This window comes from Bacillus sp. FAU18 (assembly GCF_056033885.1).
Window position 1 is genome coordinate 1715704 of record NZ_JBVYHZ010000004.1, and the last position, 23749, is coordinate 1739452.

Annotated in this window: 26 protein-coding genes; 16 read left to right on the forward strand and 10 right to left on the reverse strand. The window is 41.7% G+C overall.

The genetic code is table 11. The features are described from left to right. Window positions 1-127: 127 nt before the first annotated feature. On the reverse strand, window positions 128-604 hold the full coding sequence (gene arfM / locus AC0OMU_RS19905) for a Crp/Fnr family transcriptional regulator ArfM (protein ID WP_474241436.1): 477 nt from the start codon (window positions 602-604) through the stop codon (window positions 128-130). Window positions 605-747: 143 nt separating this feature from the next. Between arfM and AC0OMU_RS19910 the strand changes: the two genes are divergently transcribed. Then, window positions 748-1467, forward strand: a complete 720-nt coding sequence (locus tag AC0OMU_RS19910) for a YwiC-like family protein (protein WP_322839787.1) — start codon at window positions 748-750, stop codon at window positions 1465-1467. A gap of 32 nt (window positions 1468-1499) precedes the next feature. Here the strand turns inward: AC0OMU_RS19910 and fnr are convergent, their stop codons facing one another. The 4 genes from fnr to AC0OMU_RS19930 form a co-directional block, all read right to left on the reverse strand. Beyond that, window positions 1500-2216 carry a fumarate/nitrate reduction transcriptional regulator Fnr gene (gene fnr / locus AC0OMU_RS19915; protein WP_003227573.1) on the reverse strand — a complete coding sequence of 239 codons (717 nt, stop codon included), beginning with the start codon at window positions 2214-2216 and terminating at the stop codon, window positions 1500-1502. A gap of 97 nt (window positions 2217-2313) precedes the next feature. Continuing rightward, window positions 2314-3501 carry a nitrate transporter NarK gene (narK, locus tag AC0OMU_RS19920; RefSeq protein ID WP_041518101.1) on the reverse strand — a complete coding sequence of 396 codons (1188 nt, stop codon included), beginning with the start codon at window positions 3499-3501 and terminating at the stop codon, window positions 2314-2316. 134 nt (window positions 3502-3635) lie between these two features. Further along, a complete protein-coding gene (gene argS / locus AC0OMU_RS19925; protein WP_015384925.1) occupies window positions 3636-5306 on the reverse strand; it encodes an arginine--tRNA ligase in 1671 nt (556 codons plus the stop codon). Then, window positions 5303-5731, reverse strand: coding sequence for a YwiB family protein (locus AC0OMU_RS19930; RefSeq protein WP_003243604.1), 429 nt, complete (start codon window positions 5729-5731; stop codon window positions 5303-5305). Before AC0OMU_RS19930 ends, argS begins: the two co-directional genes overlap by 4 nt. Before the next feature lie 312 nt (window positions 5732-6043). Here AC0OMU_RS19930 and sboA point away from each other — a divergent pair, with 312 nt between their 5' ends. The 9 genes from sboA to albG are packed head-to-tail and all read left to right on the forward strand — an operon-like array spanning window position 6044 to window position 12981. Further along, complete coding sequence (gene sboA / locus AC0OMU_RS19935; protein ID WP_003222002.1) at window positions 6044-6175, forward strand: subtilosin A; 132 nt, start codon at window positions 6044-6046, stop codon at window positions 6173-6175. Then, entirely contained in the window at window positions 6132-6284 is a 153-nt protein-coding gene (gene sboX, locus AC0OMU_RS19940; protein WP_010886632.1) for a bacteriocin-like protein SboX, read from the forward strand. Before sboA ends, sboX begins: the two co-directional genes overlap by 44 nt. 24 nt (window positions 6285-6308) lie before the next feature. Then, on the forward strand, window positions 6309-7655 hold the full coding sequence (gene albA, locus AC0OMU_RS19945) for a subtilosin maturase AlbA (RefSeq protein ID WP_474241438.1): 1347 nt from the start codon (window positions 6309-6311) through the stop codon (window positions 7653-7655). 12 nt (window positions 7656-7667) lie between these two features. Further along, window positions 7668-7829 carry an antilisterial bacteriocin subtilosin biosynthesis protein AlbB gene (albB, locus tag AC0OMU_RS19950; protein WP_003222006.1) on the forward strand — a complete coding sequence of 54 codons (162 nt, stop codon included), beginning with the start codon at window positions 7668-7670 and terminating at the stop codon, window positions 7827-7829. Then, a complete protein-coding gene (locus AC0OMU_RS19955; RefSeq protein ID WP_015384927.1) occupies window positions 7826-8545 on the forward strand; it encodes an ABC transporter ATP-binding protein in 720 nt (239 codons plus the stop codon). Before albB ends, AC0OMU_RS19955 begins: the two co-directional genes overlap by 4 nt. Beyond that, window positions 8538-9848, forward strand: coding sequence for an antilisterial bacteriocin subtilosin biosynthesis protein AlbD (gene albD, locus AC0OMU_RS19960; protein ID WP_063334822.1), 1311 nt, complete (start codon window positions 8538-8540; stop codon window positions 9846-9848). The genes AC0OMU_RS19955 and albD overlap by 8 nt, the downstream gene beginning before the upstream one ends. After that, a complete protein-coding gene (albE, locus tag AC0OMU_RS19965; RefSeq protein ID WP_251217877.1) occupies window positions 9838-10998 on the forward strand; it encodes an antilisterial bacteriocin subtilosin biosynthesis protein AlbE in 1161 nt (386 codons plus the stop codon). The genes albD and albE overlap by 11 nt, the downstream gene beginning before the upstream one ends. A gap of 4 nt (window positions 10999-11002) precedes the next feature. Further along, window positions 11003-12283 carry a M16 family metallopeptidase gene (locus AC0OMU_RS19970; protein ID WP_015483836.1) on the forward strand — a complete coding sequence of 427 codons (1281 nt, stop codon included), beginning with the start codon at window positions 11003-11005 and terminating at the stop codon, window positions 12281-12283. Then, window positions 12280-12981, forward strand: a complete 702-nt coding sequence (gene albG, locus AC0OMU_RS19975; protein ID WP_015384931.1) for an antilisterial bacteriocin subtilosin biosynthesis protein AlbG — start codon at window positions 12280-12282, stop codon at window positions 12979-12981. Before AC0OMU_RS19970 ends, albG begins: the two co-directional genes overlap by 4 nt. Window positions 12982-12986: 5 nt before the next feature. Here albG and AC0OMU_RS19980 read toward each other — a convergent pair whose 3' ends face one another. From AC0OMU_RS19980 to AC0OMU_RS19990, 3 genes are read right to left on the reverse strand one after another with little or no spacing between them, the layout of a single operon-like run. Then, entirely contained in the window at window positions 12987-14360 is a 1374-nt protein-coding gene (locus AC0OMU_RS19980; RefSeq protein WP_015483837.1) for a YncE family protein, read from the reverse strand. Window positions 14361-14399: 39 nt separating this feature from the next. Further along, window positions 14400-15755: a YncE family protein gene (locus tag AC0OMU_RS19985; protein WP_047183347.1), complete on the reverse strand. Its 1356-nt coding sequence runs from the start codon at window positions 15753-15755 to the stop codon at window positions 14400-14402. After that, complete coding sequence (locus AC0OMU_RS19990; RefSeq protein WP_047183348.1) at window positions 15752-15982, reverse strand: hypothetical protein; 231 nt, start codon at window positions 15980-15982, stop codon at window positions 15752-15754. The genes AC0OMU_RS19985 and AC0OMU_RS19990 overlap by 4 nt, the downstream gene beginning before the upstream one ends. Window positions 15983-15984: 2 nt before the next feature. Between AC0OMU_RS19990 and rapF the strand changes: the two genes are divergently transcribed. From rapF to AC0OMU_RS20020, 6 genes are all read left to right on the forward strand, one after another. Then, window positions 15985-17130, forward strand: coding sequence for a response regulator aspartate phosphatase RapF (gene rapF / locus AC0OMU_RS19995; RefSeq protein ID WP_047183349.1), 1146 nt, complete (start codon window positions 15985-15987; stop codon window positions 17128-17130). After that, window positions 17114-17233: a phosphatase RapF inhibitor PhrF gene (phrF, locus tag AC0OMU_RS20000; protein WP_041334633.1), complete on the forward strand. Its 120-nt coding sequence runs from the start codon at window positions 17114-17116 to the stop codon at window positions 17231-17233. The genes rapF and phrF overlap by 17 nt, the downstream gene beginning before the upstream one ends. A gap of 227 nt (window positions 17234-17460) precedes the next feature. Then, entirely contained in the window at window positions 17461-17937 is a 477-nt protein-coding gene (locus AC0OMU_RS20005) for a hypothetical protein (protein WP_015384936.1), read from the forward strand. Between the two features lie 259 nt (window positions 17938-18196). Beyond that, the gene (locus AC0OMU_RS20010) at window positions 18197-18883 is read left to right on the forward strand and encodes a hypothetical protein (protein ID WP_236822444.1); all 687 of its coding nucleotides are present in this window, start codon (window positions 18197-18199) and stop codon (window positions 18881-18883) included. 1476 nt (window positions 18884-20359) lie between these two features. Continuing rightward, window positions 20360-21007: an ABC transporter ATP-binding protein gene (locus AC0OMU_RS20015; protein WP_015384940.1), complete on the forward strand. Its 648-nt coding sequence runs from the start codon at window positions 20360-20362 to the stop codon at window positions 21005-21007. Beyond that, window positions 21000-21563, forward strand: a complete 564-nt coding sequence (locus AC0OMU_RS20020; protein ID WP_015483840.1) for a hypothetical protein — start codon at window positions 21000-21002, stop codon at window positions 21561-21563. The genes AC0OMU_RS20015 and AC0OMU_RS20020 overlap by 8 nt, the downstream gene beginning before the upstream one ends. A gap of 291 nt (window positions 21564-21854) precedes the next feature. Here the strand turns inward: AC0OMU_RS20020 and speB are convergent, their stop codons facing one another. Further along, the gene (gene speB / locus AC0OMU_RS20025; RefSeq protein WP_003227545.1) at window positions 21855-22727 is read right to left on the reverse strand and encodes an agmatinase; all 873 of its coding nucleotides are present in this window, start codon (window positions 22725-22727) and stop codon (window positions 21855-21857) included. Between the two features lie 60 nt (window positions 22728-22787). After that, entirely contained in the window at window positions 22788-23618 is an 831-nt protein-coding gene (speE, locus tag AC0OMU_RS20030; protein ID WP_003227543.1) for a spermidine synthase, read from the reverse strand. Window positions 23619-23749 lie beyond the last annotated feature (131 nt).

Consider the following 23749-nt stretch of genomic DNA (forward strand, 5'->3'; position numbering starts at 1 on the left):
TTTTTTCACAAAACGTTCACACAAAGGAGAAGGAAGGATTTTCACAGGATGTGAGGAAGGCTGCGTTCAGGAGGACACTTGGGTCATTAGCCGCCTTTCATTCAAAGATCAAAAAAACCGGCTCTATTTAAGAACCGGACTCAGCGTTTTCATCCTGTGATGTATGCAGATACCGCAAAAATAATTGATAGGAACAAAAAACATTTTGCTGAAGCATAGCCAAAAAGTTCATTTGCAGCTGCGGATGATAAGACATCATTTTCTTAAATATGTAATATGGGATGTTGAGAATCAGAATGTCTGAAGTGGCATTGACTGAGATAAAGGGCGATAAATAAAGCCCGCCTTTTTCATCAATCGGAAACACATCGCCTTTTTCCCACAGCGCAACGGTTTTCGACCCTTCAGGGAGCCTGCTGTCCATGAAACGGACACTGCCTTTTAATACAATATAAACAGATTGAGAATGAAGAAAAGATGGAGACTGATCACATGAGCCGCGGATAAACGTGCCGTTTTTCAGCAAGGTTTCGACAATGGATAGAGGCACTTCATTAAACATAGGAAGTTGTTTCAGAAATAATAAATAGTCACACTGATTCATAGGAAAACCTCCTGTGCTAAGGATAGCTTTAGTGTAGCTCGATCGAGCCTGTACAGCAGTGATGTATTTCACAGCCTGTATGATGAATGTCACTTATCAGGAGGGTGACTGCATTTATAATGAAAGAAAAAAGGAGGATTTCGATGAAGGCGCTGATTCCGAAGCAGCACGGCGCGTGGGCGATGCTGCTGATCCCATTTTTACTCGGCATGGTCAAGGGAGGCCCCGTTATTTGGCATATTCCGCTCTTCCTTGGTTGGCTTTTCCTATACTTAGCGGTTTATCCCGTTACGCTTGCCTTAAAAAAGAAACAAAGCAAACCATATCAAAAGTGGATGTGTTATTACGGTTTTCCCGCCTGCTGCTTTTTGATGATCTCGGTCTTTCATAAGCCGCCTCTCATCTGGGTGGGCGTTTCTTTACTGCCGCTGTTTTTCATACATATGTATTTTGCCCGCCGAAAAAACGAACGGGCCCTATCGAATGATGTTGCAGGTGTCTTGTTCTTTTGTTCGGGCGGGTTTGCGAGCTGCTGGCTGGGGATGGGAACCCTCGACGGCTGGGCTTGGTTTATTTTCTTGCAGTCTGCTTTATTTTTTATCGGGAGTTCCTTTTATGTGAAATCGGTGATTCGTGAAAGAAAAAACAGGGCATTTGCATACTGGTCATGGGGATATCACCTGCTGCTCCCCTTTTTATCCGCTCTTTTCGGAGCAGGATGGGCGTTTCTCGCTTTTATCCCGAGCAGCTTGCGGGCATGGTTTTTTCATGGAAGGGATTGGCCCGTAAAAACGATTGGCATTCTGGAAATCGTGAATGCCTGCTTCTTTCTTGCCGTCATGTGCCTGTTTATCACAAGGTGAAAAAAACAAGGACACCGCTGTCCTTGTTTTTTTCAGTCAATATTGCAAATCTCCAGCGGGCAATTTTCACACTCAATCTCACATCGTAAATAGTCCCGCTTGTGCAAAATAATTTTTCCGGATTCGTCTATCGAAATAACCCCTTTTTTGCGGAGATCTCCGAGCATACGATTGACGCTTTCCCGTGCAGCCGCGCAAAACTTTGCCAAATCCTGATTTGTCAGGACAATGTTAATCAGAATGCCGTCGCTTCGCTCCACTCCGTAGCTGTTTGATAAACGGATAAGGGTGGAATAGAGCGCCCCCTTTTTGCCATGAAGAAGCAGATCCCTGATTTTGGACTGAATCTTCCGGAGGTGCGTGCTCATCCATTTCATGAACTCAAATGTCAAAGCGCCGTTTTGGATTAATTCTTTTTCCAGCTTATTTTTATTAATGACGAGCACCTCGCCATCCTCTAGCACTTTTGCACTGAGCATATACCTCGGTTCTTCAGTGAAAAGTGTTAATTCTCCGACGATATCATGCTTTTGGCAGATTCTAAGCGTCAGGTCTTTTCCGTCAGATGTCAGCTTGCCGATTTCAATGAGTCCTGATTGAATCAGATAAAGCTCTTCTGCATCCATTCCTTCCCGAAACAAATACGTGTGTTTTTCCATTTTTCTTTTCGTGCTGATCGATTCCAGCAATTCATGCAGATCGCTGGATATAAGATCACTATCAGATGGTCGAACAGAGAGAAAATTCATGAGCTCACCTCGAAGAAAGTCACGTTGTGTGTTTATTGTAACGTGAATTGATTTGTACCCATCGAGAAAAAACTAACAATCTTGTGAATGCCCAGTGTTAGTTGATGCTCTGGCTGTTTCTCTCCGTGTGTGTTTTCATTCTTTCCTGCCAATACATCCATATGACAAGGACAAAGCTGGCTAACGCCACCTCTGAAAGCGCCATAAACCCGATCGCGTACTGGCCTGTTGCCTGAAATACACTCGCCAATATGAGCGGAGGAAAAAAGCCGCCTAATCCGCCCATGGCAGACACAATCCCATTGGCAATCCCCGCTTGCTTCGAAAAATAGAAAGGCACAAGTTTAAAAACAGTCCCGTTTCCTATGCCTGAGCAGACGGCCACGGTTAATGATCCAAACGTATAAAGCCCGATTGTCGGCGAGAACGATAGGATAATGCCTGATAATGTAAGCCCGGCAAAAACAAACATCAAGATGCGAAGCGGGCTCATTTTATCAGCCAGGAATCCGCCCGCAGGCCTGAGCAGCGTAGAAACCGCAATAAAGCCAGCCGTCCGCAAGCCGGCATCTGCAGGATTCAGCCCAAAATGCTCCACCAGAAAGTTCGGCAGATAGATAGTGAAGGCGACAAAAGCGCCAAACGTAATAAAATAAAACAGGCTCAGAAACCACAGCACATGATTTCGGTAAACGGCTTTGATTTGAGTCTTAACAGAAACTTTGACTTTCTTCTCATGCCTGTCGCCAAACAAAACGTGCAGTAAGGCAAAGACAGCCAGCAAAACCAGATACAGCTGCACGGTTGATTTCCACCCGACGGCTTGAGCGATAACCGGCGCTGCAAATGTCGTAACGGCTGTCCCGATATTTCCTGCACCGTAAATCCCATTGACGACACCGTGCTTTTCTTTCGGATAATATTTCGGGAGGGAGGTCACTCCAATGGAAAACACCGCTCCCCCGATCCCTAAGAAAAAGCCTCCCGCGATTAAATCAAACAGAGAATCCGCGATACTGATCCAAAATACAGGAAATAAAAGCAGGATGAAGCTGATCATAAACATCAGCCGCGCGCCAAACCTGTTCGTTAAATACCCTAAAGGAATGCGGAGAAGCGACCCGAGGATCACAGGAATCGCCGTCACCAAAGAAATCTCACCCTTGCTTAAATGAATATCTAATGTGATTTGGGAAATGAGTGATGAAATCAGCACCCAAACCATAAACCCTGCCACCAAGCTTAATGACTGTAACGATAATTGAATGTGTTGACGGTTGATCATTTGGCTTGCCCCTTTCAATGATTCAATAATCAGTCTTATCATACAAAAACCCGGCAACCAGGATTGTGAATTACATCACACGTTTTTCTCATAAAAAAGGACAAAGCCCGAAGACTTTGTCCTTTTGATCGTGATTACATTTTTTCCGGAGCCGATACGCCGATCAGCTGAAGCGCATTGTTCAGCGTAATTTGCGTTGCCTTCATTAAAGCCAGGCGCGCGCGGCTTTTCTCTTCATTTTCAGGGTCGATGACTTTCTCTGCGTTGTAGAAGCTGTGCAGAGCAGAAGCCAGATCATAAATATAGTTTGTGACACGGTGCGGAATTCGTTTTTCCGCTGCTTCCGCCACTGCCTCTGGGAAGCCGCCGATCGTTTTCAGCAGATCGTATTCTTTTTCTGATTGAATATGGCTGAAATCAAGATCTGCCGCCGGTTTAAGTCCCTGCTCTTCCCCTTGGCGAAGCATGCTGCAAATACGGGCATGCGCGTATTGTGCATAATACACAGGGTTTTCGTTAGATGTTGATACAGCAAGATCTAAGTCAAAATCCATATGGGTGTCCGCACTTCGCATCGCGAAGAAGTAACGCACGGCATCCAAGCCGACTTCTTCAATCAGGTCGCGCATCGTTACCGCTTTACCCGTCCGTTTGCTCATTTTCATTTTCTCGCCGTTTTTGTAAAGGTGAACGAGCTGAATGATTTCTACTTCAAGCGTTCCTTTTTCATAGCCCAGCGCTTCAATTGCCGCTTTCATACGCGGGATGTAGCCGTGGTGATCGGCGCCCCAAACGTTGATCAGCTTATCAAAGCCGCGGTCAAGCTTGTCCTTATGATACGCGATATCAGGAAGCAGGTACGTGTACGTGCCGTCCTTCTTGATCAATACGCGGTCTTTATCATCGCCGAACGTCGTGGAACGGAACCAAGTCGCGCCGTCTTCTTCATAGACATGGCCTTTTTCGCGGAGCGCTTCAAGCGCCTTGTCGATTTTTCCATTTTGGTACAGTGAAGTTTCTGAATACCACACATCAAACGGCACACGGAAGTTTTCCAAGTCCTTGCGAAGCTTTTCCAGCTCGTATTTCAGGCCGTATTCACGGAAAAACGCGAGGCGTTCACTTTCCTCTTCGTTAACGAAACGATCACCGTATTCCTCAGCGAGACGCTTTCCGATCGCAATGATATCCTCACCGCGGTAGCCATCCTCCGGCATCGGTTTTTCCAATCCGAGTGCTTCAAAGTAACGGACTTCAACAGATAGCGCCAGATTGTTGATTTGGTTTCCCGCATCGTTAATGTAGTATTCGCGGCTTACATCGTAACCCGCTTTTGAAAGCACGTTGCACAAGGAATCGCCGACAGCCGCCCCACGCGCATGCCCGAGGTGAAGGTCTCCCGTCGGATTCGCTGATACGAATTCTACCTGAACTCGTTCACCGTTTCCGATGTTTGTTTCCCCGTATGCTTCCCCCGCTTCCAGTACAGACGGAATCAGCTTTGTTAAATATTGATTGTTCATATAGAAATTGATAAAACCCGGGCCGGCGATATCCAGTTTTTCAATCGAAGCCTTTCCTTTATCAAAATGGGCGACAATCTCTTCAGCGATTTGACGCGGCGCTTTTTTTGCCACTCTTGCCAGCTGCATCGCCATATTCGTTGAGTAGTCGCCGTGTGTTTTATCTTTCGGTGTTTCTAAAACAACATTAGGAATCTGGCTTTCTTCAGCCAGTCCCGCTTTCAGAACGGACGCTTTGATTTCTTCTTTCAGCACGTCCTTCATTTGTTCCGCAATGTTCATGCGTGAGTTCCTCCCTCATACGTGATCGTCATATTATGTAAATGCTCCTGCTCGTCTCCGACATGCATGTCATATGCGATGCTGATACGGCCTTTTTCTTCATCGAGATCAGATTGAATCGATTTTGTGCTTGTTTTCAGCTCAAGCTCACCAAATGACATTTTATATTTAGCAATTGTGGAAGCTCCCGTTACGAAACGCTGATTCATTTTGACAGCGCCTGACCTCATGACCAGGACTTCGCCTTCGCTTACTTTCACAATCGTTTTGACTTTGCCTAAGTCGTGTTCTTCATAATAAGATAGATACACTTTATTTTGTTTTACATAGTAAAATCCGGTGGTGCGGAATTCGATGACTTCTTGGTTTCCGTCATCCTCGATCACAGACTTCACATGGAGTGTTATCGGTGTCTCTTGCTTCATTCTGACACGTCCTTTTCATCATTCCACTTTGACTTGAATAGTATAATCATTCGGTTTGTAAACTTCAACTGCTTCTATCTTACCATCATTGCTCATCAGATTTGAAGATAAACCTCATAAAAAGCATTTCCTTATATAGAAGAGAAAATCATATCACTAATTACCTTTAGGAAATGTTACATTTTTCCGAAATCTATCATTTCCTTTTCACATTTTTTTCAAATTATATGTATTGAATTAGTAATTTGATAGTTTTAAGATAAAAGTACAACATAGATCTGCTAGAAAAACAAAAAAAGGGAGGATTCAATTATGAAAAAAGCTGTCATTGTAGAAAACAAAGGTTGTGCAACATGCTCGATCGGAGCCGCTTGTCTAGTGGACGGTCCTATCCCTGATTTTGAAATTGCCGGTGCAACAGGTCTATTCGGTCTATGGGGGTAAGGATCTCCCAAAAGGGCATAGTCATTCTACTATGCCCTTTTTAAGTAAATTACAATTTTTAACTAAAATCTACCTCTTGGATATACATACACAACCGTTTTTCATTTGAATCATATGTATAGGGGATGGTATTTTGTTTATAGAGCAGATGTTTCCATTTATTAATGAAAGTGTAAGAGTTCACCAGCTTCCTGAGGGCGGCGTGTTAGAAATCGACTACTTGCGCGATAATGTCTCCATTTCTGACTTTGAGTATTTGGATCTCAACAAAACGGCTTACGAGCTCTGCATGCGCATGGATGGCCAAAAAACAGCTGAGCAGATTTTAGCTGAGCAATGTGCAGTGTATGATGAATCACCGGAAGACCATAAAGATTGGTATTACGACATGCTCAACATGCTCCAGAACAAGCAGGTTATTCAGCTTGGAAACCGGGCAAGCCGCCATACAATCACCACGAGCGGAAGCAATGAATTTCCGATGCCCCTGCACGCCACCTTTGAACTGACGCACCGCTGTAATTTGAAATGCGCCCACTGTTATTTGGAAAGCTCACCTGAAGCGCTTGGCACCGTGTCGATTGAGCAATTCAAAAAAACGGCTGATATGCTGTTTGATAACGGTGTATTGACATGCGAAATCACAGGCGGAGAAATTTTTGTCCATCCAAACGCCAATGAGATTCTTGACTATGTGTGTAAAAAGTTCAAAAAAGTCGCTGTCTTAACAAACGGAACACTCATGCGAAAAGAGAGCCTGGAGCTTTTGAAGGCTTACAAGCAAAAAATCATCGTCGGCATTTCTCTTGATAGTGTCAATTCCGAGGTCCATGACTCCTTTAGAGGGAGAAAAGGCTCTTTTGCCCAAACTTGTAAAACGATAAAATTGTTGAGTGACCACGGTATATTTGTCAGAGTCGCCATGTCTGTCTTCGAAAAAAACATGTGGGAAATCCACGATATGGCCCAAAAGGTTCGGGATCTCGGGGCGAAGGCGTTTTCTTACAATTGGGTTGACGATTTCGGAAGAGGCAGGGATATTGTCCATCCAACGAAAGACGCCGAGCAGCACCGCAAGTTTATGGAATACGAGCAAAATGTGATTGATGAGTTTAAAGACCTGATTCCGATTATTCCCTATGAGAGAAAACGCGCGGCAAATTGCGGCGCTGGCTGGAAGTCCATTGTGATCAGCCCGTTCGGCGAAGTACGTCCTTGCGCCCTCTTTCCAAAGGAATTTTCATTGGGAAATATTTTTCAAGATTCCTATGAAAGCATCTTTAACTCCCCTCTCGTCCATAAACTGTGGCAAGCGCAAGCGCCGCGGTTCAGCGAACATTGCATGAAAGACAAATGCCCGTTCAGCGGCTATTGCGGAGGCTGTTACTTAAAAGGGCTGAACTCTAACAAATATCACCGAAAAAACATTTGCTCTTGGGCGAAAAATGAACAATTAGAAGACGTGGTCCAGCTTATTTAGGAGGGAAACGATTTGTCACCAGCACAAAGAAGAATTTTACTGTATATCCTTTCATTTATCTTTGTCATCGGCGCAGTCGTCTATTTTGTCAAAAGCGATTATCTGTTTACGCTGATTTTCATTGCCATTGCCATTCTGTTCGGGATGCGCGCGCGGAAGGCTGACTCGCGATGAGCATTTTGGATATACACGATGTATCCGTTTGGTATGAACGGGACAACGTCATCTTAGAACAAGTGGATTTACATTTAGAAAAAGGCGCCGTTTACGGGCTGCTTGGGGTAAACGGCGCCGGAAAAACGACACTGATTAATACGCTGACAGGCGTGAACCGCAATTTCAGCGGGCGCTTTACACTGTGCGGAATTGAAGCGGAGGCCGGCATGCCGCAGAAAACATCAGATCAGCTGAAGACTCACCGTTACTTCGCCGCCGATTACCCGCTGCTATTTACAGAAATTACGGCGAAGGACTATGTGTCTTTCGTCCATTCGCTTTATCAAAAGGATTTTTCAGAGCAGCAGTTTGCCAGTTTGGCCGAGGCCTTTCATTTTTCGAAATACATCAACAGGAGAATTTCAGAGCTGTCCTTGGGGAACAGGCAAAAGGTTGTATTGATGACAGGCTTATTGCTGCGCGCTCCCCTGTTTATTTTGGATGAGCCGCTCGTCGGTTTGGATGTGGAATCGATAGAGGTCTTTTATCAAAAAATGCGTGAGTACTGTGAAGAAGGCGGGACCATTTTGTTTTCTTCTCATCTGCTCGATGTCGTGCAAAGATTTTGTGATTATGCGGCCATTCTTCACAACAAACAGATCCAAAAGGTCATTCCGATTGGAGAGGAGACCGATCTGCGGCGGGAATTTTTCGAGGTGATCGGCCATGAATAACATAATCCCCATCATGTCTTTGCTGTTCAAACAGCTTTACAGCCGGCAAGGGAAAAAGGACGCCATCCGCATTGCCGCAGGCCTTGTCATTCTCGCCGTGTTTGAAATCGGGCTGATCCGCCAGGCCGGCATTGATGAATCGGTGTTGCGCAAAACGTATATCATACTCGCGCTTCTCTTAATGAACGCATATATGGTGTTTCTTTCTGTGACATCTCAATGGAAGGAATCTTATATGAAACTGAGCTGCCTGCTGCCGATTTCTTCACGGAGCTTTTGGCTCGCCCAGAGTGTCGTTTTGTTTGTCGATACCTGTTTGAGAAGAACTTTATTCTTTTTTATTTTACCGCTGTTCTTATTTGGAAACGGAACGCTGTCAGGGGCGCAAACATTGTTTTGGCTCGGCAGGTTTTCGTTTTTTACCGTTTACTCCATTATTTTCGGAGTTGTGCTAAGCAACCATTTCGTCAAAAAGAAGAACTGGATGTTTCTGCTGCATGCGGCGATATTCGCCTGTGTATGTCTCAGCGCCGCTTTGATGCCGGCCGCCACGCTTCCGCTTTGCGCGGTGCATATGCTGTGGGCGGTGATCATTGACTTTCCTGTCTTTCTGCAGGCGCCTCCGCAGCAGAGCAAGATGCATTCATTTATGCGGCGATCTGAATTTTCGTTTTACAAAAGAGAATGGAACCGATTTATCTCTTCTAAAGCGATGCTGTTAAATTACGCGGTAATGGCGGCGTTCAGCGGCTTCTTTTCGTTCCAGATGATGAATACCGGCATCTTCAATCAGCAAGTGATTTATATCGTGATTTCCGCGCTTTTGCTCATCTGCTCGCCGATCGCCCTTTTGTACTCGATTGAAAAAAATGACCGGATGCTGCTCATCACGCTTCCGATCAAGCGGAAAACGATGTTTTGGGCGAAATATCGCTTTTATTCAGGCCTATTGGCAGGCGGATTTCTCCTTGTCGTGATGATTGTGGGTTTCATCAGCGGCCGTCCGATTTCAGTTCTCACTTTTTTGCAGTGCATTGAGTTGCTGCTGGCGGGAGCGTATATCAGGTTAACTGCGGATGAAAAAAGGCCCTCCTTCAGCTGGCAGACGGAGCAGCAGCTATGGAGCGGTTTCTCAAAATATCGGTCTTATCTGTTTTGTCTTCCCCTATTCTTAGCCACATTAGCCGGCACCGCTGTATCCTTGGCGGTCATTCCGATAGCCGGTCTGGTCATAGTCTATTACCTGCAAAAACAGGATGGTGGTTTCTTTGATACAAGCAAAAGAGAACGGCTTGGAAGTTAACCTGCTGAAGACTCATCAATTTTCAACTATTTCAATCGCCGCGAGCTTTCTGAAACCAATCGAAAGCGCGGCGGAACCTGAGGAAGAAACGATTTATTTTTACGGCGCCGCTGCATACCTGAAGGAGCAGATGATTGACGCTTTTGGTTATGCTGCCGGCAGCCGTTTCATGTACTCAGCGAATCTCTTTTTTGATCAGCAGCTGAAAACCTGCGGGACCCGTTTGATTCACCCATTATATAACGGGAATCTTCATGTTGACGCCCTGATGAAAACTTTTGCAGACTTGTCTTTCCCTTCTTCTCTTTCATTCGAAGCAGTTGAAAAGGCCAGGAATGAGCTGCTGCTGAGAATCGAAAAGAAATTCACTGATCCCTTCTCCTACTCGGCGGCGCGCTTGGCTGAGGAGGTCTTCGGAAACCCGATGTACGGCACAGGCATGTTTGGCCGGAAAGACAGGATAAAGGCGATTCATCCTAAACGGTTTCTCGACGCAACGGACTTTATCGTTGATTTAGTGTCCCAGCAAAAACAGCTGAACATATTGGGACAAGTACAAGCATGTGATGTTCGGGGACATGCCCCGCAAACGTCCGCTGTAACGTCCGGAAGAATACCCGTAAACCGGCATGTTTTTGAAACAGAGACACGCAGCGCTGCAGGTCCTTCCGTCTTGACACTCGGATTTGACTGCGGAGAGATGAAAGATGCCAGCGATTATATCAAAATACAGCTAATAGACGGATTACTGGGAAAGTACGGCCATTCCGCTTTATTCAAGCACTTCAGAGAGAAGGATCTGGCAGTCTATCACGTTATCACCCGTTACGATGTCATGAACAATTTGCTGCTTGTTTCAATATGTACAGATCAGCTTCATGAGATAGACATTCCCCCGCGCGTTTTGGAAGCTGTTTCAGCTTTTCATACAGATGAGAGGGAACTAGAACAGGCAAAGCAGTTTTTACGCAATGAATTGCTGCTGCAATTCGATTCTCCCGAAGGTCTATTGGCCTATATGGGGATCCTGCGCCGCTTCTCCTGCACCAAAGAAGCCTTGCTGGATGGCATCTCAGCGGTTACATGCCGTGATGTATTGCAATTCATAGCGACCATCAATTATATCGGAGCTCATGTAGTAAGGGGATGAAGAGATGGAAAAGAAAGCCTTTTTTCAACAACTGGATGAACGAACCGATATCAGATACACAGACAGCGGACTAAAAATATTCAGATTGAAATTCCCCCGCGCCCACCTGCGGCTGTGCAATGTAAAAATCAATTTTGGAAGCCGGGATGTATGTATACGGGCAGAATCCGGTGATACACTGCTTCCGTATGGCACAGCGCATTTTTTAGAGCATCTTCTCTTCTGGCATAACGGCCGCAATCTGTACAGTGATTTTTTTGCGCATGGCGCGCTTTTAAACGCATTCACTACCTACACCGATACCAATTTCATGTTTACCTCATTACCGGATCGGCTCAGACAAACGATCCCCATCCTGCTTGATGCTTTATGGAACCACTCATTTGACAAGAAGATTATCGCTCAGGAAAAAGCTGTGATTACAAGCGAAATTCAAACAGCACACCTTAACCATCAGCTCTCATATCATTATCAGCTGATCAGCATGCTTTCTCCCTCCTCACCAGCTGCCGTTTTCCCCGCAGGCAGAATCGAAGATATTGAGGCGCTGGACATCAGTGATTTACAAAAAGCCTATAAGGCTGCCTACCAAGCCCATCGGATGACGCTGTTTTTGATTGGGGGCTCAGAAAATACAGAAACGCTTTTGCCTCCTCACCTCCAGCTGGAAAAGCGTCCGGATTATCATGCTGAAAGAAAAATCATCCCGGCATGCCCTCCAGCCCTCTCACAAAAAATGGTGCTGGGTGATGAGGAGCGGATGAATGATACATGGACCGGATTACAGATCGGCGCACTTCCCGGGCAAAACGATCTGTTGTCGATAAAGCTTTATTGGGATATCGCGGCTCGTATTCTATTTCAATTAGATTCACCGTTTTTTCAAGAGATTCAGCAAACGTACCGTCTGGAAATCGATCGCTTGTCAGCCGAGACTTATATATATGAGGATGGCGGTTTCTTGATCCTTCACAGTCAAGGGACCCATTCTTCAGCTTATATCGATGTGGCTTCATACTATGTCACACAGAAGAAAGAACAGGTTGCCGCCTGGCTTCAATACGGCAAGGACTCTTTGACTTACGCGATCATTTATGACAGCGATTATGTGCGTAAATGCTTCGAGTGGGCAGCCGAGTGTGACAGGTGCGATTGCTCGTTTCTTGACATGTACCACATCATTCAAGATATGGATACGCAGGTTTTCTTGTCTCTCATTGATGCAATGGCATCTTCTAACAAAGCGATCATTCACGTTTCTCAGAAAGAGGCGATCAGACAATGAAGAAAAACACTGTCTTTACCCTTTCATTGCTGCTTATAGGTATGGCGGCTTATTCCTTCGGCTGGGTTCAGGCCGTTGCCGAAGCCGCCGCCCAATATGTACAGATGATCAACAATGATGCTGTGCGGCTCGGACTGCTGGCTTGTACCGCTGCCCTCCTGATGCTGCCTGCTTTTCTCTATCTTCATTATGTCACCCAATCCGTGAAAAACATGACAGCAGCTTTTCAGAAACTCACACAGTCTCATCAAAGCTGCTGTGACTTTCAGCAACACAACTTGTGCAGCCGATATGCAGAAGACGTCAAATCGCTGCGTGACAGCTATAAAAACGTCCGCCAAACATACGTGATGGCTGCCGTGTTGTGCCAAGTCATCATATTCGGCTGCATGTTCGAAATCGTTAAAGCCGTCCCTTTCCGCCTTCACACGCCCCCTGCCCTTTCAATGGGACTTGCGATGCTACTGATCCTGTATTTATTGTTTTGCATGCGAACGTATTTGCGGCAGCTTTTCCGGCACGGCAGCCTGTTCAGAAAAGTGTTTGCGGGAGTGCTGGCAGCAGCCGGGCTTTGGTGGATGCTCAGTTTCTCTATAAGTGAACTGCTGTTTCTGATTATCCTGGCTGCCATCCAGCAAATCGGATCATTTATTTATAAACGATTCTCTTATCGCAGCACCGCTTCTCTTGATCTATAAAATAGCTACATCGCAATCGCAGACGGACCCGCGCCAACCGGAATCACCGTCACGGCTGTATAATCACTTGTGCGGTACACGGTCACAGCATTGTCGTTGGGCTGTGCCGCATAAATATACTGTTTGTCCGGCGTTACGGCGAGGTCAAAAGCGCCGGGGAGAGACACGTTTGCAATGATCCTCTGTCTGGCCGTATTAACTACGTATAAGTTATTAATGAGAAACGGTTCACTATATGGCTCTAGAAAATAAGCTCTAGTACTATCGAGAGAAAATACAATCGTCCTCAGCGTTTCAAATAAACGGCTGAAGTCCCCTCCCCTGCTTAATGGTGACAAACTAATCTCCGTTACACCTTTCGGCCACAGCTCACCATTCAACACGTACGCAAAATTTCCAGCGTAAGGAGTTGCAATTAAACTGGGAAATTCAAATGTATCTATGATACTTTCTACCAACTGCCCAGTATTTACATCATATTTATCAACCGACCAACTGCTTCCATTAGCGGTATAGACATACTGTCCATTCGGATCAAGAGCAAAGTCTAAAGCGCCGGGTATCGGAATGACATCAATGACCGATTGAGAGGCCGTGTTAATCATATATATAGATCCGGCTGCCATCACGTACGCGAACTCATCTGTTGGATCAAATTCAATCTTTCTCGGCCCTCCTCCAACAGTGATAGTATTTATGATGGTTAATGTTTTATTATCAATCACTGAGACAAGGTTGGTATTCCCATGGAGAACATACGTGAATGCTTTATCGAAAGTAACGCCTAGATTAGTTGGCACAGCAGAAAACGGGATTGTTTTTACAATAGTGTTTAAATCTGCATCAATGACCGAAACCATGCTGTCTCCAGTATTGGCAGTAAACACATACGATTGAGGGTCTGGCGATGGCGGTAAAACAAGTGTCCCGGCCACCGTGAGCGGACTGCCGTAGAAAGGCGGCACGATGAGAAGATCTTCCACTGTCATTTGATTAAAATCAGGACAGCGGTCAGACTGTGCTGCATAATAAACAACTTGATCAATCTCTTCAGTATGAATCACAGAAACAGCCCCGTCCCCTTGTCCATATTGATTTCGTACAGGCGACACACTGACAAGAAGCGTAATGGTCCCTTGTACTCTCACGGCATATCGAACACCGATATCTGGTTCCGGCCCAGTCTGGATTAAGCAAGGCTCACTGATACAGGACAAATTGTCTGTACTCCATGTAACAGCCGCTGACGCTTCGGCCGAATCAACCTTGAAGCCCTCAAGGATATCTATCGGCACTTGAAACGGCGCTTCCCGGCTAATTTCCTCATCACAAAAACAGAAACAATTTTCCTGTAAAGCAGAAAGATCATTCTTTTTCATGATTTCACGTCCTTTTAGAAATGCACCACACATAGTTGATTAAATCGCAATAGCTCCCGGTGAAACCCCAAGAGATATGACAGTCTCCACGGAGTAATCCTCCGTGTTGTAAACAGTGATGCTCTGTTCTAGAACATGAGTTGCATACAGAAATTCGCCATTCGGGGTAAACGCAAAGTCTCTTGCCGACTGCGGAACATTTCCTATAACGCCTGCTCCATTTGGACTGACAGAATATAAATTGCCAGTGAAGCCGTCATATAAATACACCTCTGCTCCACTCGTAAACATTCGATATTCCCCTTCATACTCCAGCTCTTGGGTGCTGCTGATGGTAAACGTATTTAAATCAATAACCGTCAAATAATTAAAAAAGAATTCTTGTTCTAATACATAGGCATACCGCTCCGGCCAATTTGTTTCTATGGTTGATACGATAAGCTCTCGTTCAATTGTTCCTGTGACTTCACCGGTAGTTAGGTCCACTTTTTGCACGATGCCAAAATTTAGAACATAGGCAAATAACCCATTGGGATCGATTGCAACATCATACCCTTCCACAGGAATCGACCTATCCACAGTTAACGTATCAATTCCAATCACAGAAACCGCAGTACCGGTGAAAACATAAGCAAACTCATGATTAGGGATAAATCTAATCAATCGAGGCGGCTGATCCAGCAATATAGATGCTGTCACTGTTAATGTGTCATAATCGATGACAGAAATCACATTATTGTTGGGATGTAAGACAAACACAGCGCTTTTATCTGGGGTAATTTCAATACCTGCCGGATTGTACGGAAGAGCAATCGTTGTCACAACAGAATGAGTGTTTGTATCAATCACAGAAACTGATTGATCATTTGAATTCGCTGTAAACGCATAGACGGGTTCCGGCTCCGGCACAAGCACAATCGTCCCCGTCACCGATAAAGGACTGCCGTAAAACGGCGGAACAACAACAAGGTTCTCAATCGTGATGTCACTGATATCCGGGCAATCATCCGGTTCATCGGAATAATAGACGACTTGATCGATCTCTGCATTGTGAATGACGGAAACAGCCCCGTCCCCTTGTCCATATTGATTTCGCACAGGTGAGACACTGACGAGTAGCGTAACGGTTCCCTGCAGGCGCACTGCAAATTGAACACCGACCTCATCAGGCTCAGGCCCCGTTTGAATTAAGCAACGGTCACTGACACAAGAAAGGCTGTCTGCATTCCACGTCACGTTTGCAACAGCTTCAGCCGGATCAACGACAAACCCTTCAGGTAATTCAACCGGTGCTTGAAACATGGCTTCTCGGCTTGCTTCTCCCTCACAAAAACATAAGCACTCTTCTTGTTCTGCTCCTGCTTTTTCTTTAAAGGAAAGCTTGTTTTTTCTCATTCCTTCACTTCCTTTTCAGACATACACTGCTCACGCAGATATAACAGAATATGGAAGGAAAACGTGTTTGCTTGTACAAATTGCTGAGGGTAAACGCTTCTTTTTGAAAATATATTTCCAAACATGCGGTGTAACGAAAGAAAAAATTGCGGTTTTTTTGCGCTTCTCACAAGAATGTTGATGATAAAATATGACATATATAGAATTATGAAGGGAGGGATTTGCAAACGTGACAGGTGTCATATCTTCTTCTTCCATCGGAGAAAAGATTAACGAATGGTATATGTACATACGCCGATTTAGCATACCCGATGCAGAATATTTGCGACGAGAAATCAAGCAAGAGCTGGATCACATGGAAGAAGATCAAGACCTTCATTTGTACTATTCACTAATGGAGTTTCGGCACAACCTGATGCTTGAGTACCTTGAACCGTTAGAAAAAATGAGGATTGAGGAACAGCCGAGACTGTCTGATCTGCTGCTTGAGATTGATAAAAAACAGGCTCGTTTAACTGGTCTGCTTGAGTACTATTTTAATTTCTTCAGAGGCATGTATGAGCTGGACCAGCGGGAATATCTGTCGGCTATTAAATTTTTCAAGAAGGCCGAAAGCAAGCTGATATTCGTTAAGGATCGGATAGAGAAAGCTGAGTTTTTCTTTAAGATGTCTGAATCTTATTACTATATGAAACAAACGTATTTTTCAATGGACTATGCACGGCAAGCATATGAAATATACAAAGAAAATGAAGCTTATAATATAAGATTGCTGCAGTGTCATTCTTTATTTGCCACCAATTTTTTAGATTTAAAACAGTATGAGGATGCCATCTCACATTTTCAAAAAGCTTATTCTATGGCAGAAGCTGAAAAGCAGCCCCAATTAATGGGAAGAACTTTGTACAATATCGGGCTTTGTAAAAACAGCCAAAGCCAATATGAGGATGCCATAACTTATTTCAAAAGAGCAATAGCTGTTTTTGAAGAATCAAATATTCTTCCTTCCTTACCTCAAGCGTATTTTTTAATTACACAGATCCATTATAAATTAGGAAAAATGGATAAAGCTCATGAATATCATAGTAAGGGAATGGCTTATTCACAAAAGGCCGAAGATGTAATATATTTATCAGAGTTTGAATTTTTGAAATCTTTATACTTATCAGGCCCGGATGAAGAAGCAATTCAAGGATTTTTTGATTTTCTCGAAAGTAAAATGTTGTATGCTGATCTTGAAGATTTCGCTATTGATGTGGCAAAATATTATCATGAACGTAAAAATTTTCAAAAAGCTTCTGCTTATTTTTTGAAGGTGGAACAAGTAAGGCAACTTATTCAAGGAGGAGTGAGTTTGTATGAAATTGAAGTCTAAACTATTACTCTCTTGTCTGGCTCTATGCACTGTGTTCGTGGCAACAACTATTGCAAATGCACCTACACACCAAATTGAAGTTGCACAACGAGGAATGATTTAAACACTTAAAATATAAAAAGGGAAATGTTATTTCGTTAACATTTCCCTTTTTATATTTATTCACTTAGAAATTTATCAGTCTTTTCACTTCCTTTAAATTAAATATTAATAAACAAATGAATTTTTTCCTTAAATTTCATTTACTTTTCCTGTATTATACATTATTATATATAGGACTTAAGTTATCTTTAATCTTCAATTGAAGAATACTCGGAGGAATAATAACAAATGAAATTTACAGTTAAAAAACATATAAGTAAAATGTTTATAATATTTGGGCTTGCTGTTTCATCTTTTGGAGTCACAAGTGCTGTGCATGCCGCTGCCAATACTTCTGATTCAACTGTCCATTTTACTTTTAGAGTATGGTCTCCTTATGATTATACAACTGCACGCAGAAAACAGAACAAAAGCTCTATGTATATGAAAGTGATAAGCTCTGACAAGAACAGCAGTTTTAATGTTTGGACTGAAGCAGATGCTAACGTTCACTCTAAAGGACGAGACTGGAAAAACGTATCTGGAAAAAAACATGAAGGAGAGGTAAAGCCAGGAAACACTTATTTATTTGTGAACACAGCAGTTGAAAGTTATGGTAAAAATGTTCCCGTTCGATTTGGTGGTTACAGCTGGGAAAATAATGCGTACAAAACAAATTGGAGTCCTGACAGTGTTAAACCTAAAGGCAAATACATAGAATATTAATGGAATTTTGCTTCTAAATAGGGTTTGAGCGGTTTTACGATATGTAAAACCGCTTTTTAAAGTTTATTTTTCCCTTAAATTAATCATGATGATTTATAAATGTGGTAATATATGAAAATGATTACCTTAATTCATTTTAATAACAGGAGGTATAAATATGACCTATTTTTTCATTTACAGGCTTCTAAAAAGCAAGACACTATATTTTTCACTTATATTTAGTACTCTCATAGTACTATACCAGTACTTGGATATTGTAGTGTTTAATAATCATTCAAATCTGCCTTACGAAGTTCACAAATCACCTTTTTTATCGAACATATTACAGGGTAATTCTGTTATTCCTTCAACAGTATGGTTGATGATACTTCCTATTTTGGCTACCTTGCCAATTACAAGTATATATAGATTTGATGTGAATTCTGGATATTTTATGAACACTATAATAAAAACAACTAAAAGCAAATACTTTAATACACTTATCGTGTTTAATTTCTTGTGCTCTTTTTTGATTATTATAATTCCTTTAAGTATTAATTTATATTTATTTTTGATGACTTATCCATCCATTAAACCTGATGGAATCATAAATTACATGCAAAATGTGGTTTCTAATGGTAGTGACCTTGCTAACATTTATTATGAACATCCACTGCTCTATACGTTAATCCTAATACTTATAAATGGACTATACGGTGCTATCTTATCAACAGTCGGGCTATCTTTTTCTTTTTTCATTAAAAAAACTTATTTTGTATATATTATACCGTTTGTTGTGAATTTACTTGGCATTACTATCTTGAATCCAGATTATAATCCTCAAAGATATATTATTAATAAAAATGGTTTTTTTAATTTACAAATTTTTTCTTTATTAAACTTAGTATTAATTATATTAGGTCTTTTAATATTTTTATGGGGTAAAAAGCGCCGTGTTTTATTATAATCTTTTAAAACAAAAATTCATAAGCAAATATTTTGGTTTTTCTATACTCTTTTCTATCAATGCTATAATTATATTTATATTTTTTAAGAGATCAATACAGACGCAAAATGACCATATTATCGATCAAATCTTTACATATCAGCACCTTGTATTATTGATAGCTCCATTAATTGTAGTATTTACTCTATTAGTGTCTTCCGATTATTTCATGGATCATGCCGTGATTCGGCTGAATAGTTCATTTAAGATAGTAGGGTACTATTTCCTTAAAAGCATTTCTTTTTCAGCTATACTAGGCATTATTGTTATGGGAGAAATCTATATATTGTGCTTTACATATAATATTGATAATAATCTGTTAACTGTTAGTAATTTTTCAACTCATGTATTCGCCTATATATTCATTGCTTACTTGACATCGTTTTTAATCCTTTTAACAAATCAAATATTAGTTGTAATAATAGAAATAATTTTATTTTTGTTTGATTATCTAGAATGTAACGGCATTCTCTTCTTAAACGGATTTTTATTAAATTTTGATGATTTAAAGGATCTATTGGTATTCAGAGTAGGGCTGATGTTTATTTTGTTCGGAGTGTGTATTCAAATAGTTAAAAAACAAGACTATTTGAGGCCTAACGACCAGAAAGGAACGTACTAATGCATTCTATTTTTCATTTGTTAAAAAGGGATATTATGATGAGGCTGCATGATTGTAAAGCAACTTTTCTTTTTATAAGTTTAGCAGCTTTGCTAGTCTATTTTGTTTCTTTTTGGAATAGTTATAAATCTGGCCAACTAGACCAGCACAATCTTTTAAATAATTATATGAATGTCTTTCATTCACTAAACTTTTTTGAATTACATGAGCTTTATTCACAACATAAATTTTCAATCCCCTTTACGTGGATTTGCCTTCAGCTATTCCCTTTACTTATTATTGGGCATTTTTCATATAATGACTTTCAAAAATCAGGAACTTTATTAATACCTAAATTAAACAATAAATTAGCTTTTTGGTTAAGCAAAGTGTTTTCCTTATGGTTTTTTTGCTTGATAATCTGGATTGTCTGGTTTTCATTCTATTTCATTTTCTTTCTAATATTCAAAGGTACAATAACAATTGGAGAGATCAAACCTGTTCTTTCTTTAATGTTAATTCAATATTCAGTGACAGCTGTTTATACTCTAGTTTTTGAAACATTAACGTATTTCTTTTCGTTTATTATTTCATTAGTTATTTCAATTGTGTATCTCATCATATCCATATTTGTTCATTCAAAATTCTTTTTTACCTCGTTAGCCATACCAGGCAGATGGTATTTCGCCGATCATTCATCAATAAATATGAGTTATTCTAATGGCTCTGCTATTCATTTGCCAATATTTATTGGTGTAATTGCTTTATTTTGCATCTCATGCTGCTTTGTAGGAATGATTCGCATAAAAAAAAATAGACATTTTAGGAGATTAATTATGACTGCATTTATAGAATGTACAAATGTATATAAGAAGTTAAAAGGAAATCTTGTACTTAATGATATTAATTTAACTATCAAAAAAAATGAGTTTGTAGTATTAAAAGGACATAATGGCTCTGGAAAAACAATGATTTTAAGAGCAATCGCAGGGCTTTTAAAATTAACCAAAGGGCAAATTATTGTCAATAATCTCATTATAGGGAAAGATACAGATTTTTCTATAAATACTGGGATATTAATTGAATATCCCAGTTTTATACCTGTCTATACCGGTTATCAAAATTTGAAATTCTTAGCTTCAATTAATAAGAAAGTTTCAGACCAAGAGATCCGAAAAATGATAGAGCAAGTAGGATTAGATCCTGAAGACAACCGTAAGGTAAAACGTTATTCCTTAGGAATGAAGCAACGTTTAGGCCTAGCACAAGCACTAATGGAGTCTCCATCACTGCTGCTTTTAGATGAACCGACTAACGCACTCGACAAAAAAGGAATTCAGCTAATCACTGATTTATTGAAAAAAGAAAAAGAAAAGGGAACTACAATAGTCGTTGCAAGTCATGATGAAACCCTGACTGAAAATAATATTGTAGACAGAGTTATACATATTAGCAATGGTAGACTGGGTGAGGATAATGAATAAACGAGCAATATTGTTAATAACCATTTTTTTAATTATTGTTGCTGGTAGTAGTTTTCGTTATTATAAACTGAATAATCATAATGATAATTACTCTCCTCATATCACAAACCTTCCGAAAAATCGTATGATCGATACGGGTGCCGGGATTACTTATCATGTTCTCAAACCATTAAAACCAATTGAATTTATGGATGAGGATCTTAATATGAAAAGATTGTTATACATTTTGCCGCTGGATATAACAAATACATCCAAGCACGAAATAACGCTGGAACAGCTCTCACCTGATGGAATGAAATATCTTTTTTTTGGTGGCTTTGATCACTATTACAATTTAATGGCGTATAATTTAGATCTTCCAGAAAAGTATCAATTCAATACTTCAATTCCTGCTGGGAAAACTATACGAGGCTATGTCGGTTTGAAAATGACAAAAGGCAAAGACGTAAACTTTAACTATAAAAATTTTGATCCCACAACCTCTAAATTATTTGTTTATTATTCCTTGATAAACAAATCAAATAAAAGGATAACATATAAATTCCCACTTAATTAATCTTGTATTACAATTCAGGAAATCAATTCATATTTCCTGAATTGTATTTTTATATTCTCTTCCTTCTCTCCTGAAAAGTTAAATTATAGAATTCAATATCTTTCAATTTAATTTTCATCTATATTGATATTATGATTGCCAACACCGCTTCAATAATTTTCATTGAAAATCATAATAATTCAAAACCTCTTATCTCCTTAATTCATTCCACTTTAAGCACCTATTAAGATTGAAAAAAATAAAACAAGCCCGTACTGAATGGCTTATACCAGTCAACACGGGCCTACCTTCTTATTTCACAAACCCAAGCAGCATTTCACGGATGATTTTGCTGGCTGTGTTTGCCGTTTGCTCTGAGTGGTCATACACCGGTGCTACTTCCACTAAATCAGCGCCCTTTACGTTTACCTCTGAACGCGCAATTTCATGGACGGATGCAAGCAATTCTTTAGACGTGATGCCGCCGGCGTCAACCGTTCCTGTACCCGGTGCGTGTGCAGGGTCTAATACGTCAATGTCAATTGTGACATAAACCGGACGGCCCGCCAGCTTCGGAAGCACCTCTTTCAGCGGTTCAAGCACTTCAAATTTTGAGATGTGCATGCCGTTTTCCTTCGCCCATTCAAACTCTTCTTTCATGCCGGAACGGATTCCAAATGAATACACATTGTGCGGTCCGATCAATTCTGCCGCCTTACGGATCGGCGTGGAGTGAGAAAGCGGTTCTCCCTCATAATCAACACGAAGATCTGTATGTGCGTCAAAATGGATAATCGCAAGGTCTGGGTATTTCTTGTACATTGCTTTAATGACAGGCCATGACACGAGGTGCTCCCCGCCCATACCCATTGGGAACTTCCCTTTTTCTAAAATGCTGTCCACGTACTCTTCAATCATATCCAGGCTTCGCTGCGGATTTCCGAACGGCAGCGGAATGTCGCCGGCGTCAAAGAAGTTCAAGTCAGCCAGATCGCGGTCTAAATATGGGCTGTATTCCTCAAGGCCGATTGACACCTCACGGATTCTGCTTGGACCAAAGCGTGAGCCCGGGCGATAGCTGACTGTCCAGTCCATCGGCATGCCGTAAAGAATGGCGTCCGCCTCTTCCCACTCGGGACGGCTCGCGATAAATACTTTTCCTGAATAAGCTTCATCAAATCTCATCTATAATACCCTCGCTTTCCTGTAAAAAAGCGCAAGATTCGCTCCTGCGCCATACCTTCATTATTTAATCAGGTCACTCACAAATTTCGGCAGAACAAATGCCGCTTTATGAATATCTTTTGTGTAATATTTCGTCTCAATATCGAAGAAACGGCTGTCTTCCACTGCAAGCGGATCATATTTTTTCGAGCCAATTGTAAATGTCCACAAACCGCTTGGATATGTCGGAATGTTCGCCGTATACAGCTTCGTAATCGGGAAGATTTCCTTCACGTCGCGCTGTACATTTGTGATTAATTCGGGTGTAAACCATGGGTTGTCCGTCTGCGCAACGAAAATACCGTCTTCTTTCAGCGCTTTTGCGATTCCTGCGTAGAATCCTTTTGTAAACAGGTTTACAGCCGGTCCGACTGGTTCAGTTGAATCTACCATAATGACGTCGTATTGATTTTCAGATTTTGCAATGTGCATAAATCCGTCATCTACCTGCACGTCAACGCGCGGATCATCCAGTTTGCCTGCGATAGAAGGAAGGAACTTTTTAGAGTATTCGATCACCTTGCCGTCAATATCTACAAGTGTCGCTTTTTTCACGCTTGGATGCTTCAGGATTTCTCTGATAACGCCGCCATCACCGCCGCCGACTACAAGAACGTGCTCCGGATTTGGGTGCGTAAATAATGGCACATGCGCCACCATTTCGTGATAAACGAATTCGTCTTTTTCAGATGTCATCACCATGCCGTCCAAAAACAGCATGTTGCCGAACTCTTCTGTTTCCACCATTTCTAAATGCTGAAACTCCGTTTGTTCTGTATGTAACGTCTTGTTAACCTTCATCGTAATGCCAAAGTTTTTCGTCTGCTTCTCTGTGTACCAAAGTTCGCTCAATTGTCATCTCCCTTTCGAGGCTGTATTCATTTATTGTAAGCGTCTTATCAGCTTTTATTCTCGGTTGAAATCTCATTTTCACCTAAGGAAAAAGTATAGAGGATGGCGGGGAAAAAGTAAAGATGCGTCCT

What these genes read in the sequence shown, in the direction of transcription:
- phrF (WP_041334633.1), top strand. Translation starts at nt 17,114, where the DNA reads ATGAAATTGAAGTCTAAACTATTACTCTCTTGTCTGGCTCTATGCACT.
- AC0OMU_RS19970 (WP_015483836.1), top strand. Translation starts at nt 11,003, where the DNA reads ATGGAAAAGAAAGCCTTTTTTCAACAACTGGATGAACGAACCGATATC.
- sboA (WP_003222002.1), top strand. Translation starts at nt 6,044, where the DNA reads ATGAAAAAAGCTGTCATTGTAGAAAACAAAGGTTGTGCAACATGCTCG.
- AC0OMU_RS19985 (WP_047183347.1), bottom strand. Translation starts at nt 15,755, where the DNA reads ATGAGAAAAAACAAGCTTTCCTTTAAAGAAAAAGCAGGAGCAGAACAA.
- AC0OMU_RS19955 (WP_015384927.1), top strand. Translation starts at nt 7,826, where the DNA reads ATGAGCATTTTGGATATACACGATGTATCCGTTTGGTATGAACGGGAC.
- albG (WP_015384931.1), top strand. Translation starts at nt 12,280, where the DNA reads ATGAAGAAAAACACTGTCTTTACCCTTTCATTGCTGCTTATAGGTATG.
- AC0OMU_RS19980 (WP_015483837.1), bottom strand. Translation starts at nt 14,360, where the DNA reads ATGAAAAAGAATGATCTTTCTGCTTTACAGGAAAATTGTTTCTGTTTT.
- narK (WP_041518101.1), bottom strand. Translation starts at nt 3,501, where the DNA reads ATGATCAACCGTCAACACATTCAATTATCGTTACAGTCATTAAGCTTG.
- argS (WP_015384925.1), bottom strand. Translation starts at nt 5,306, where the DNA reads ATGAACATTGCGGAACAAATGAAGGACGTGCTGAAAGAAGAAATCAAA.
- speB (WP_003227545.1), bottom strand. Translation starts at nt 22,727, where the DNA reads ATGAGATTTGATGAAGCTTATTCAGGAAAAGTATTTATCGCGAGCCGT.
- AC0OMU_RS20005 (WP_015384936.1), top strand. Translation starts at nt 17,461, where the DNA reads ATGAAATTTACAGTTAAAAAACATATAAGTAAAATGTTTATAATATTT.
- AC0OMU_RS20020 (WP_015483840.1), top strand. Translation starts at nt 21,000, where the DNA reads ATGAATAAACGAGCAATATTGTTAATAACCATTTTTTTAATTATTGTT.
- albD (WP_063334822.1), top strand. Translation starts at nt 8,538, where the DNA reads ATGAATAACATAATCCCCATCATGTCTTTGCTGTTCAAACAGCTTTAC.
- AC0OMU_RS19910 (WP_322839787.1), top strand. Translation starts at nt 748, where the DNA reads ATGAAGGCGCTGATTCCGAAGCAGCACGGCGCGTGGGCGATGCTGCTG.
- AC0OMU_RS20015 (WP_015384940.1), top strand. Translation starts at nt 20,360, where the DNA reads ATGACTGCATTTATAGAATGTACAAATGTATATAAGAAGTTAAAAGGA.
- arfM (WP_474241436.1), bottom strand. Translation starts at nt 604, where the DNA reads ATGAATCAGTGTGACTATTTATTATTTCTGAAACAACTTCCTATGTTT.
- fnr (WP_003227573.1), bottom strand. Translation starts at nt 2,216, where the DNA reads ATGAATTTTCTCTCTGTTCGACCATCTGATAGTGATCTTATATCCAGC.
- AC0OMU_RS19930 (WP_003243604.1), bottom strand. Translation starts at nt 5,731, where the DNA reads ATGAAGCAAGAGACACCGATAACACTCCATGTGAAGTCTGTGATCGAG.